The organism is Streptomyces sp. NA02950 (assembly GCF_013364155.1).
GTDB lineage: Bacteria > Actinomycetota > Actinomycetes > Streptomycetales > Streptomycetaceae > Streptomyces.
Genome location: NZ_CP054916.1, coordinates 4,585,243 through 4,597,361, shown reverse-complemented (window position 1 = coordinate 4,597,361; position 12,119 = coordinate 4,585,243). Strand labels below are relative to the sequence as shown.

Here is a 12,119-nt window from a genome sequence, read left to right as displayed (position 1 = left end):
TCGTCATGGTCCTACTACTTCCGCAGCTCGATGACGGTCTTGCCGATGCGGATCGGCGCGCCGAGCGGAATCGGTGTCGGTGTGGTGAGTCGGGTCCGGTCGAGATAGGTGCCATTGGTGGACCCGAGGTCCTCGACGATCCACTGACCGTCACGGTCGGGGTAGATCCTGGCATGCCTGCTGGAGGCGTAGTCGTCGTCCAGCACGATTGTTGAATCGTGCGCACGGCCGAGGGTGATGGTCTGCCCCTGGAGGGCGACCGTGGTGCCGGTCAGCGTGCCCTCGGAGACCACCAGCTTGGTGGGGGCGCCGCGGCGGCCGCGGCCCCCCGCCTGCTGGCGCTGCGGCGGCGGTGCGGTCTGCTGCCGCGCTGGCGCTTGCGGCCGGTCGGGGGCGGCGCCGCGCCGCGCCGAACCGCGCTGGGTCACGCGGGTCCCGAACAGGTCGCTACGGATGACCTGTACGGCCACGATGACGAACAGCCACAGTACGGCGAGGAAACCCAACCGCATGACCGTGAGGGTCAGCTCTGACATTGCCCCCGCTTCACCCTTCGGCTTGCCGGTAAACGATGGTGGTGCTGCCCACGACGATCCGCGAGCCGTCGCGGAGCGTAGCGCGCGTGGTGTGCTGTCCGTCCACCACGATCCCGTTCGTCGACCCGAGATCCTGGATGGTCGGCGGGGTACCGACCCGGATCTCGCAGTGTCGGCGGGAGACACCGGGGTCGTCGATCCGCACGTCAGCGTCGGTGCTGCGGCCCAGCACCAGGGTGGGCCGGGAGATCTGGTGGCGGGTGCCGTTGATCTCGATCCAGCGCCGGGTCTGGCCCTGGGGCTGCGGGCCCACGCCCACTCCGGTTCCACCGGTGCGGGGCACCGGACGGGCGCCGGGGGGCGCCGAGGGCATCGGCGGCGCCCCCGCGGGCTGAGCGGGGTAGCCATGACCACCGGGGCGCTGGTGCGGGGCACCGGCTCCGCCGCGCGCCGGGGCCGCTGCCGCCTGCGGGTTCTGGGACTCGCTGGAGGCCAGCGTCCGGCTGCGCACCCGGTACAGGCCGGTGTCGAGGTCCTCGGCCTTCTCCAGATGGACCTTGATCGAGCCCATGAAGGTGTAGCGCTGCTGCTTGGCGTAGTCACGCACCATGCCGGACAGCTCGTCGCCGAGCTGTCCGGAGTACGGGCTGAGGCGGTCGTAGTCGGGCGTGCTCAGCTCGACGATGAAGTCGTTGGGGACGACGGTCCGCTCTCGGTTCCAGATGGTGGCGTTGTTGTCGCATTCGCGCTGGAGCGCGCCCGCGATCTCGACGGGCTGGACCTCGGACTTGAACACCTTGGCGAAGGTGCCGTTCACGAGTCCTTCGAGTCGCTGCTCGAAGCGCTTCATTACTCCCACGGGGCACCTCCTTCCTCAGTCGTGCTCAGTGTCGTCCTGGTACTGCTTACTGATCGTATCCACGCGTCGGGAAATCGGGTGGTTCCCCTTCCTGGCCCTGTGGAGCAGTGTCACCTCTCACAGGATCGTAGAGGTGCCCTCACGACAGTGTCCCGCAACCGTGACGCTCTCAGAGTGGGCGGGTGCGGGGTCATCGGAAACGGGTGTGATTCCACCCTGTGCAGCGTGCTAGTGTTCTGGATGTCGGAAGGCGCGCCGCCCGACCCGGAGGGTCCAAGGATCAACCGGGAAGCGGGGGAACACCCTACGACAGCACCCATGCGCGGGTGGCGGAATAGGCAGACGCGCTGGATTCAGGTTCCAGTGCCCGAAAGGGCGTGGGGGTTCAACTCCCCCCTCGCGCACCAGGAGAAACCGACGAAACGGGTCTCCACCAGTGACGGAAGTCACCGGTGGGGCCCGTTTCTCGTGATCGGAGCGCGTGGTGCTCGTGCACGGTGCGATTTCGGGTGGTTTCTACGTGAATGAGCCCACGCCGTGGCATGCCTCACGGTGCGGGCCCTGATCTTCGGTTGATCTTCCTGGTGTGGCTGGAGCCTGAGCGCTAGCCGGTCGGTGTGAGGAAGCCGGTGGGGGTCCACCTGGCCAGTGGCTTGGTTCTGCGCCGGTGATGGGTGCGCCTCCGTGGGCGCTGCCCGCCCAAGGCCAGGGTTTCCACCCAGTCCTTGATCTTCCGGCGGTTGGCGTGCGCCAGCTGGAAGGCCAGGAGGATCGTCTGGGCGGCGATGCCGCGGATGCGGCGGGAGCCGGCCGCCTCGATGGCCTCACCGAGGGGGTTCTTCGCGTAGCCGTTGAAGCCCTCGACGCTGTTCCGGAGCCGGAAGTAGACCCGCCGCCATTCCTCGTCCCCGTACTCGAGGGCCTGCCAGTGCTTGGCGCCGTCGGTCGGGGCGAGGGTGACGCTGCGCTGGCGGCAGACCTTGAGGGGCCCTGCGGGGCTCGGCTCAGGGTCCACCAGGGGCAGGTGGATACCGCGGCCGAGGCTGCGGGGCTTGATGGGGCACTGAGCCTTCCCGGCCTCTGCCGGGCACATCGTGCGCTGGTAGCCGTCGGTGTCCTCGAGCTCCTTGGGCATGAGGCGGTACGGCTTGCGGGCTTCGATGCGCTGGATCCAGGTTTCCCGGTCGATGCGCTCCTCATACAGGTCTTTGGTGGCGTCGATGAGGGGCTGGGGCATGGAGGGGCAGTACCAGGTGCCCTCCACCATGATTGCGCCGTGTGCTCCCGCCTGTTGGCCGAGCTGGTCGACCCGGTAGTCGTACACCGGTTTGTAGCCGAGGGCGCGGACGGGCCGCTGCCATTCGGTGGGCTCGGAGTTGTTGTAGGCGAGGTCCCCGGCCAGGTAGCCGGGTTTGTAGCCGCGTTCCCGCAGTCTGCTGAGGATCTTGAGCCCGTTGTAGGCGGGGCGCTGGCCGGGCTTGTCCAGGGCTACGCCGAGTACGAGAGCGGGCAGGACGTCGGGGTTGGGGGTGTTGTCCTCGAGGAGAACGCCGTCGTGACGGGCGTCCCTGGTGACGGCGAAGGCCGCGTCGTAGCCGAACAGGTACTTGGCCTTCTTCTTGAAAGAGGGCTTCTTCCGCCGCGCCTGCTGAGGCTTGGGTCCCTTCTGGCTCTTGCGGGTGGGGCGCATGGTCTCGGCGACGGGGACGGTGTCGGGGTCGCGGTGGTCGCCTTCACGGACATACCAGCCGGCGTCGGGGTCGGTCGCAAGCTCGGGGCCGTTGCTCTTGCGACCGCGTGCGAAGGTGCGGATCGGGGTGGCGTCCACAGCCAGTGAGCCGTCGGACAGCTCGTTCATCAGACCCCTCAGTGGGCGCACTGATGCGTCCAGGACGAACTCCGTGAACAGCGCGAGCCTGTGTTCCCGCACGGCCAGGAGTTCTGGGTTCACCTCTGCGGTCAGGCGCTCGGCCTCCTCTCGGGAGAGCCGTTTGTTGGCCGGGAGCGGGGAGGGGTCTATGGCTGCACGCATCGCATGGAAGAGGCGTCGTACGACGGCGTAGGCCGCTTCGAAGCCCTGGTCGTGGTCCGGATAGTCGGGCACGGCCAGGCGCTGGCGCATCCGTGGGCTGAGACGGAAGAACAGGATGTCCGTGACGAGTTCCAGGATGACTTTCCCGCCTGTGGTCTGGGTGCACAGGTGCAGGCCGATCAGCAGCGTGCGCAGCGCGAGCTTCCGGGGCCGTCCTCGGCCGAGGTGGACGAACCCCTGGAGCAGCGCGACGAGGCTGCTGTTGTCCACGTCGTCGATCGCAGGTTCGACCTCCTCGTCGTTGAGCAGTGTGCGCTCGGCGCGCATGGCGAGGAGCCGCTCGTGCCGGTCGTCCTTGGCCGGGCCTGTGTAGGCGTCGGCGCCCATCAGTCGCCTCGCAGGAGTGCAGCGGCCTCGTCGGCCGGGAGGCCGCTGAGGAAGGGAAGGATGCGGGAGAGGCCGTGCAGGGTGTCCACGCCTGCCGCCGCGACGATCACTGTGATTGGGACGCGGGACTCGAAGAGGTCGACCAGCCACGTGGAGCGCAGCCGACCCATGCTCAGCCTTGGACTGCCGGGGTCGGGCTTGGTTCGGGCCAGGAAGTTCGTGACGGTGTTGGTGCCGCGGCTGTGGCAGTTCGGACGGAACAGATAGCTCGCGGCCCCAGGTGTCTCCAGCCGCTCGGCAGCCGAGGCCAGGACAGCTTCCCAGGGGCGGCGGGAAAGGATCTCCCGCTCTCTGGAGCCTCGGGTCTTGACCACGACGGGGCCGCGCATGCGTGCGGAGTGCCGGACGTCGTGGGCGCGCAGGGGGATGACTTCCGGTGAGTCCAGCCCGACACCGGCGCCCAGGGCCAGCAGCGTCTTGCAGCCCCAGCGGAGCTCGTCCGTGGGCTGCCCGCAGGCCCAGCCCCACAGGTCGGCTAGCTCCTTGGGGCGGTAGGGCGGGTTCGCACTGGATGCTGACAGCTCTGCGGGCTTGCCGGTGCGGCACTCGCCGCCGATGACGAGTTCACGTAGGCGTAGGAGCCGGGAACGGTAGTTCCCGCGGGTCGACTCCTTCACCTGGGGGCAGCCGATGTCGATGAACCTCTCGATCACCTCACGTGACAGCCACACGTCAGCAGACGCAGGCAGACCCTGGCCGTCGCAGAAGAGCGCTAACTGAGCCAGAGCCCCCAGGAGCTCCCGTGCCTTCAGGGTCGTGAGGGGCGCAGCATGCAGGACCACACGGCGCACCTCATCGCCGACACGGCCCCACCCCGCGGGGGAGCCGGTCGGGCGATACGAGTGAATGCGCTGACTCATCACATGCCGCCACGAGAGCACCCCCGGAGGCGGTGTGCTATTCGAATAACATGTATCGATGGCAGCGGCTGCGCGCGACCTGGGAGGACCAGATGGGTCAGACTTCGCCTCATGCCCCAAGGAGATGCCCGCCGACTGCCGCCGCGCGCCTACTGCGCCAGCGGTGCGTGGCCTGAGGCTGTCATGACGGAACACCACGGGGCGCGGGTGGCCCAGGCGATGGCTTTCAGGCTCCAAGCCGCCTTGGAGGAGAGGGGCTGGTCCGTGGCCCACCTGTCGCGCGTCAGCGGGGTGGCCCGATTCACGATCGCCAAGGCGCTGGCCGGGGAGGCGTGGCCCGACCTGCTGACCATTGCCAATCTGGAAAAGGCCCTGGGCTGTGACCTGTGGCCGGGCCGCGACGTGTGAGGCAGGGCCTCGTCGCTGCGGAGAGCCGACGAACGAGACGCGTGTACCAAAGAATTGTTCGAAGCTGGACAAAAGGCCGGTCATCCCTTCGGGCGAAGGGCCGGTCCATTTTCGTCATAAGCTACCGGCGGCGCTTGGCCGCTCGTAAAATGCAACATGACGAACTGATCCGGCGCTGTGGAAGGTCTCGGGTGGGGTTCGTCGCCGTTGGCCGTCACCTTGGACCCCAGTCCTTGGTGGCGGCCTTCCTGATTCTCTGAGTCAGGACTGCTGTGAATGTGCAACTTTGTAGAAGGCGTTCGGTAGCTTGGTCAGCGAACCGACTTTCGCCAACTCGTCCATGGCAACCCGTACGCTCTTGATTTTGGGCACCTCGTCGAGCGCGGTCGCTACATCGGACACCTTCCACTGCCGCTGAGGATCCTGGCTGAGGAGTGTCATGATGCGGATCTTGCGCGTGGGCGGCTGAGTTCCGCCGGTGGCTGCGTCCTCAGGGCCTGCAGCCTGGTTCTCGGCCTGGCGCTGCTCGGGGATGCCCGATTCGTGCCAGCTGGCCAGGGTGTCCTTGACCTTCAGTAGCTGACGCACTTGCCTCGCCACCTGCCGCACCTTGTACAGCTCCTGCTGCAATTCGGCCTCCCTCTCCTCCAGGGCTTGTAGGAACTTCTCGGGATCGCCAGACAGTTCTGGCCAGTCAAGAGTGTCGATCATTTCCAGGACGATACCTATGAGAGGACATAAACAGCCCCTCCCGCAAGGGGTACTTCACTCGAAGTAGCGACAAGATCAATTACCCGATACCTGCATGTGCGAAGCGGGTCGAAAATTACCGATTTAGCGAAAGACAGGCCTGTCGTGAGTGGAAAATCGTTTCCCTGTCTCAGGGTTGCCAGGTAGGGATTGCGGAATTCTTCTGGCCTGCGTTGCCAAATCAGGGGAAGCCGGTCTCTGGTCTTGGGGTAACCCTGTGCTGCCTTTCCCTGAGGGGCATGGCATCGGCAGTGCCTTCCAAGCCCTGTGTGTATTCCCCGTATCTGGACAGCCCTGTCCTCGGCGTCGACATCGGAGACAAGCCGTGGTGTACCACGGAACAGGCAGGGCCCAGGGTCTGCTTGGGGAAGGCCTGGCTCTGATGGGATTGCTGCACGCTCGCCCTCTGCAGGTGCCAAACCTTGCTCCGGAAAGGCCGCTCAGGACCTGCACCAGCCGAGATGTGATGGCTTCCGCAGGCAGTTGAGGTCGACAGGTGCTGCCCAGGGGCGGGATTCTCCTTCTCTGCCCTGCAAGGTAGGCATACCCCTGCCTCGTCACTTCCTTGTCACCGCTGCGCTGCTGGTGGTGGAAGTTGTCGAAGGCCGAAGCGACAGGGCTGTGCCTGTCCTCCTGGGTAGGGGTATGCGCCCGCTGGGGGAGTTCGGGCCCGGAGCTGCTGGAGGTAGCGCTGGTACGAAGTCGGGCTGTGCAGGGGCAGGGCGGCAGCGCGTGGGTAGGGGCCCGTGCCACCAGGCACCCCCTAGTAGCTCATCGGTGTGTCTCGCTGAAGACGGCGAGGAGTGCTGCTGCCAGCGAGAGGCAGGCCAGGGTAAGGCCGCGCGTGGAAGCAGGGCCCGGTGCTCGCGGTCGTGTCCGCGCCCCTCACCCAGCGGCCGGTGCGGATCGGGTACGCCCGCACGTCGGCCGGCCGGTGGTGCGGCGCATCGGATCGCCCGGACGAGCGTCCCCGCCCGCTGAGGACGCCGTCGATATCCAGGAGGAGGTAGGGGTGGCCTCTTCAGGAGATCGGTGTGCCGACCGGCTGTGGTGTATCGGGGCCGCGGAACGCGCGGCCGATCAGCAGCGGAAGATCTGCGAGGCGGTGGGAGTGGGAGCCTCTTCCGCGCTCGGGGCCCATCTGTCTCCGGCCGTCAGCGCGTGCACGTGACCTGTGTGAAGCCCTCGATCTCGGCCTGCTGCCGAAGAATGTTGAAGGCGTCCGTTCCAAGCTCAAGAGTCTCGTCGCCCGCGGCATCCTCACCGAGCCCGAACCCGGATTGTCCACCCAGACCCGGCCGCAGGACGTCCGGCACCTCCGCGATCAGCGAGCCTCACCCAACGCAAGTCGTATCGCGACCTTTGAGATGGGATGCGCCGGGGCTTACGGTTCCGATCGCCGCGGGGGGCCGTACTCGCGGAGCTTTTTCGCGTCCATCTCCTGGTCCGAGCGCCGCCGCGTCCCGGCGTAGAACAGCGCCGCGGCGGTGGCGGTGAACAGGCCGCCGGTGGCCGACAGGTCGACGGCGTCGAAACTGCGGTCGTCCGTGGCCTCGGCCCACGGCTCGAGGACGCCGAGTGGATCCTTGTAAAGGATGATGTGCTGCCTCGGCTTGAACTGGCCCTGGCAGTTCTGCTGTTCGGACAGGTCCTGGACCTTGCCCGAGGTGTCCACCACGCGGCAGACGTTGCGCTCGTTGTTCCTCCTGGTCGAGTACTTAGCAGTGTCGGCGACCAAGGCGTCGGACTTCTCGCCGTACTGCTTGACGTAGGTCTCGTACAGGGTGGGCCCCGCGAAGAGACCGAGCGCGAACGTGGTGACAGCCGCGAGAGTCGCGGCCCCCGCGCGGTTCCAAACGCCTCCGGCCACGATGGGCGCGGTGAACCCTGCGATGAGCACGATGGCAATTCCGATCCAGTGCCAGGAAAACTGAGCGAGGACCGCTCCCACCAGGGCTACCATCGGAATCGCCAACGCCCACAGCAGCGAGTTCAGCGCGCGCGATGCGGTGGGGCTCGGGTCCGGGGCACCCTGTGCCGCAGTGGCTTTGCCTGCTGTCCCGGACTTTCCCACGGTGTCCCCCTTGTCCCGTCTGGCGGTCGCTGTGCGAGGCCAGCCTATGAGAGGACAACCCAGCGCTGATCGGCACCACCCGCGACCAGTTCGCTCCCCGCAGAAGCAGCAGCCTCTGCGGGCACGTGACCTGTGCGAAGCCCTCGATCTTGCCCTGCTGCCGATGAGGCGTCCGTTCCAAGCTCAAGCGTCTCGTCGCCCGCGGCATCCTCACCGAGCCCGAACCTGGATTGTTCACCCAGACCCGGCCGTAGGACGTCCGGCACCTCCGCGATCAGCGACAAACGCGAATTGCGAAAGCCACAGATCCCGTACGCCCTCTGAGGCCCGGGGGTCACGTGCCTGTCGCGCGTGTACGTTCAGCCGTATCCACCGATGTATTCGGGTCCTGCCGGAACGCCCAGGGCATCTTCGGCTCCATCGCGAAGCGGAACGCGCGCTGTACCGGCGGCGTGCACAGCAGGGTGATCACAGTCGCGGCGATTGCGGTGACGGTGGCTTCACCCAGGGGATGGTGAACCCAGTCCACTTCGTACCAGTCCCAGAACCGGGACCCCTTGGCGAGAAAGCCGTGCAGCAGATAGCCGTACAGGGTGCCCGAGCCCAGGATCGTGAACCACATGCGGCGCTTTGGGACCCAGGCGAAGAAGCATGCGGTGAGCACTATCGAGCAGCCGAACAGTGCGCCCGTCATTATCACGCCGTCCCACCATGGGGCGCCAAGCTCCTGGGCGCTGTCGCGGCGATAGAACCAGGCGGCGTTCATCCGCGGCGCCGCCCAATAGGCGACAAGCAGGGCGCAGGCGAAGACAGGGACGGCGAGCTTACGGGCCCGGATGCCGCGGACGAGGTCGAAGTGGCGGCGTTTGAGGCACAGGCCGACGACGAAGAAGGGGAGGAACTGCAGGACGCGCTGCATGTCGAGATCATCGCCGATGTCGGGCGAGACAGCGGCCGCCGTGGCCATGAGGAGTGCGACGGGGACCGGCCAGCGGATGATCTTCCACAGCGGTGTGGTCATCCGCCATACGAACAGGGCGATCAGGAACCAGGTCAGGTACCAGGGGTCCAGCAGGCTGAAGTCGAAGGTCGGATCGTCGTCGGCCCGGCGCTTGAAGAAGGTGTAGGCGGTTTCGAAGAGGAGGTACGGCACGACGATGCCGGTGATCAGGCGCTTCAACCGGTCCGGGCGCATGTCGAAGCTGCGGGAGAAGTACCCGGAGATGACGATGAACGCTGGCATGTGAAAGGTGTAGACGGTGATGTAGAGCGCCGCCGCCAGCCTGCTGTCCTCGCGCAGGGGCTCCCAGGCGTGCCCCATGGCGACCAGCACGATCGCCATGTACTTGGCGTTGTCGAAGAACGCATCGCGCTGTTTCGCTGGCTCCGAGCCCGTCGCCGGTCCCTTTCTCTGGCTGCCTCGCGAACGTGACGGCCCACCGCTCCCGCTCTCCTGGACAGGGGGCAGCGGGGCACGCAGAACGCTTCCTTCGCGCGTCATCTCATCCACAGGACCTCCTCGGGCAACCATTCAAGTAAGTCCTGCGTCTTACAGCAAATGAGCGAAACTGGCGAGGCACTGCATCACACAGCACCCTAATCACGCGATGTCGGACGCGTAAATTTCCGTCGCTGTGATCTGCGCCAAGGTCGCATGTGATCTGTGCCAAGAGGGAAGCCCCCGGTGGGGCAGGGGCTTCCGTACGGTGTGGCGGGCTTACGTGGCCTGCGGAGCCATGAGCCGGACGATCAGGTCGTCCAGGCTGACCAGCCCGGTCAGACATCCGTCGGCGTCGTGAACGACCGCCAGGGAGGCGCGGCGCTGCCGCAGCTGCTCCACGGCGTGCGCCACACTGTCACGCGTCCGCAGGACCGGCACCGGACGCGCGAGTTCCCGGGCGGTGACAGTCCGGGATCGCGCGCGGGCGACGATGGCGTCACGGGCGTGGAGGGAGCCGATGACCGCGCTGCCGTCGCGGACCAGGAGGCGAGTGCGGTCGCTGGCTGCCATGGCCACGAGAATGGCTTCCGCGTCAGCGTCGGCGGGTACGTCCGTGATCCTCTCGGCGGGCACTTGAAGGGTGCCCACCGGGGTCTGTGGTTCGGTGAGGGAGCGGGTGATCAGTCCTGAGTCGGTCTCGCTGATGAGGCCGAGGCGTTGTGATTCGGCGACCAGGTGGGTCAGCTGCTCCCGGTTGTGGACCGAGATCAGCTCGTCGCGCGGGGTGACCCGACAGAGCCGGACGAGGGCATTGCTGACCGTGTTGAACAGGGCGATCAGCGGGCGTACGCACCGCACCAGCCCCCGGAAGGCGGGGGCGAGCAGCATCGCGGAGCGCTCCGGGTTGGCGATTGCCCAGGACTTGGGCGCCATCTCGCCGGCCACCATGTGCAGAAAGACCACGACGACCAGCGCGACGGCGAAGCCGATGGCGTAGCTGAGTCCGCTGGGAAGGCCCACTTCGTGCAGTATCGGGTCGATCTGGTGGGAGATGGCCGGTTCGGAGATGCTGCCCAGACCCAGGGTGCAGACGGTGATGCCGAGCTGGGCGCCGGCCAGCATCATCGACAGCTCACGCATTCCGGCGAGCGCAGCGCGGGCGCCGCGCCGGCCTTGCGCTGCGGCCTGGTCGATGCGGTGATGCTTGGCAGCAACGAGTGCGAACTCGGCTGCGACGAAGAATCCACTGCCGATGAGCAGCAGAACGGTGATGAAGAGGGCTACCGGGAGACTCATGCGTGTCCGTCCTCGTGCTCACCCGTCGTGGTGGTCATGGCGGCCGTGCCGTCGCCGGTCAGGCGCTCCATCCGGACCCGTTCGGGCACATGCCGGTCGAGGGACCTGACCTCGATTACCACTGCGTCTCCGTGGGGCAGATCGAGGGTCAAGCGGTCACCGATGGCGGGGAAGCGGCCGAGACGGTCGACGACCAGTCCGGCGACGGTGGCGTAAACCTCGCCCTCAGGGAGCCCAATGCCGGTGGCCTTCTCGACCTCGTCCGTTCGACAACCGGCGTTCACCAGCCAGCCCGCACCGTCGGCGACGGCAATTTCGACGACGCGGTCGGATTCGTCGGCGATATCGCCGATCAGCTCCTCGGCGATGTCCTCGAAGGTGACGATTCCTGCCAGGCCGCCGTACTCGTCCAGGACAAGGGCGAACTCCTCATCTTGCGCGCGCATCTGCTCGACGGCCTGGGGCAGCGCCAGGGTGGCCGGCAGCAGGAGCGGTTGGCGGGCCAGTTCGGCGGTGGTGGCGCATTCGATCCGGGTGGCAGCCAGCCGCATCAATTCCCGTACACCCACGACGCCCACGATGTCGTCCAGGCGCTCCCCGAGGACGGGGTAGTTCGAGTGGCCGTAACGGGCGATCAGTTCGACAGCCTCGGATGCCGCGGATTCGGCCCGTACGAACGTCACGTCCACACGCGGCACCATGACCTCGTCCAGGGTGCGGTCGGAGAACTCCATCGCGTGATCGAGCAGCTCGGCGGTGTCGGATGGCAGGTGACCGCCCTGATGGGAGGCGCTGACGAGGTGGCCGAGCTCCTCCAGCGTCGCGCCGTGGTGAAGCTCCTCCACCGGCTCGATGCCGACGCCACGCAGCATCTTGGCCGCGACACCGTCGAAGACCCGCACCACTGGCCCCACGATCTTCAAGTAGACCAGGGTGGAGGAAGCCAAGGACTTGGCCAGTCTTTCCGGGACAGCGAGCGCCAGGTTCTTCGGCGCCAGCTCGCCCACAACCATCTGGAGCACCATGGCCACAACGAAGCCGAGAGCCACCGAGACAGCATCGACGACGCCCTCGGAAATTCCCATCCCGATCAGCAGCGGTTCGAGCAGTGCGGAGACGGAGGGCTCGGCGAGGAAACCGACGACCAGCCCGGTGACCGTGATGCCGAGCTGGGCCCCGGAGAGCATGAAGGAGAGGCGCTCCAGCACCTGCAGAGCACGCGCGGCTCGTTTGTCACCGGCTTCCGCCTCGCGGGTGAGGGCCAGCCGGTCAGCGGCCACGTAGGCGAACTCCTGGGCCACGAAGTAGCCCGTGCCAGCGGTCAGGACCAGAACGGCCAGCAGACTGAGTGCGGCATTCATCGAACACCACCTCGCCGAGTGCCGCAGTCAACAGCGAGCGGGCGGGATGGTCGGG

Annotated in this window: 10 protein-coding genes and 1 tRNA gene; 2 read left to right on the top strand and 9 right to left on the bottom strand. The window is 67.0% G+C overall.

The features are described from left to right. Positions 1-14: 14 nt before the first annotated feature. Positions 15-536, bottom strand: coding sequence for an FHA domain-containing protein (locus tag HUT19_RS20010; RefSeq protein WP_176181785.1), 522 nt, complete (start codon positions 534-536; stop codon positions 15-17). A 10-nt stretch (positions 537-546) separates the two neighbouring features. Beyond that, entirely contained in the window at positions 547-1,395 is an 849-nt protein-coding gene (locus tag HUT19_RS20005) for a DUF3662 and FHA domain-containing protein (protein WP_176181784.1), read from the bottom strand. Positions 1,396-1,715: 320 nt separating this feature from the next. Between HUT19_RS20005 and HUT19_RS20000 the strand changes: the two genes are divergently transcribed. Continuing rightward, positions 1,716-1,802: transfer RNA gene (locus HUT19_RS20000), tRNA-Leu, on the top strand. Between the two features lie 197 nt (positions 1,803-1,999). Here HUT19_RS20000 and HUT19_RS19995 read toward each other — a convergent pair. Next, complete coding sequence (locus HUT19_RS19995; RefSeq protein WP_254885670.1) at positions 2,000-3,814, bottom strand: hypothetical protein; 1,815 nt, start codon at positions 3,812-3,814, stop codon at positions 2,000-2,002. Further along, positions 3,814-4,545 carry a hypothetical protein gene (locus HUT19_RS19990; protein ID WP_254885669.1) on the bottom strand — a complete coding sequence of 244 codons (732 nt, stop codon included), beginning with the start codon at positions 4,543-4,545 and terminating at the stop codon, positions 3,814-3,816. The genes HUT19_RS19995 and HUT19_RS19990 overlap by 1 nt, the downstream gene beginning before the upstream one ends. Before the next feature lie 300 nt (positions 4,546-4,845). Here HUT19_RS19990 and HUT19_RS19985 point away from each other — a divergent pair, with 300 nt between their 5' ends. Beyond that, positions 4,846-5,142, top strand: a complete 297-nt coding sequence (locus tag HUT19_RS19985) for a helix-turn-helix transcriptional regulator (RefSeq protein WP_254885668.1) — start codon at positions 4,846-4,848, stop codon at positions 5,140-5,142. A gap of 261 nt (positions 5,143-5,403) precedes the next feature. Here the strand turns inward: HUT19_RS19985 and HUT19_RS19980 are convergent, their stop codons facing one another. The 5 genes from HUT19_RS19980 to HUT19_RS19955 form a co-directional block, all read right to left on the bottom strand. Then, positions 5,404-5,853 (bottom strand): hypothetical protein, encoded by a 450-nt coding sequence (locus HUT19_RS19980; RefSeq protein WP_176181782.1) that lies wholly within the window; start codon positions 5,851-5,853, stop codon positions 5,404-5,406. 1,423 nt (positions 5,854-7,276) lie between these two features. Then, complete coding sequence (locus HUT19_RS19970; protein ID WP_176181780.1) at positions 7,277-7,792, bottom strand: hypothetical protein; 516 nt, start codon at positions 7,790-7,792, stop codon at positions 7,277-7,279. A gap of 508 nt (positions 7,793-8,300) precedes the next feature. Then, positions 8,301-9,467, bottom strand: a complete 1,167-nt coding sequence (locus tag HUT19_RS19965; protein ID WP_176187079.1) for an acyltransferase family protein — start codon at positions 9,465-9,467, stop codon at positions 8,301-8,303. A 216-nt stretch (positions 9,468-9,683) separates the two neighbouring features. Continuing rightward, the gene (locus HUT19_RS19960) at positions 9,684-10,703 is read right to left on the bottom strand and encodes a hemolysin family protein (protein ID WP_176181779.1); all 1,020 of its coding nucleotides are present in this window, start codon (positions 10,701-10,703) and stop codon (positions 9,684-9,686) included. Next, positions 10,700-12,064 carry a hemolysin family protein gene (locus tag HUT19_RS19955; protein WP_176181778.1) on the bottom strand — a complete coding sequence of 455 codons (1,365 nt, stop codon included), beginning with the start codon at positions 12,062-12,064 and terminating at the stop codon, positions 10,700-10,702. Before HUT19_RS19955 ends, HUT19_RS19960 begins: the two co-directional genes overlap by 4 nt. Positions 12,065-12,119 lie beyond the last annotated feature (55 nt).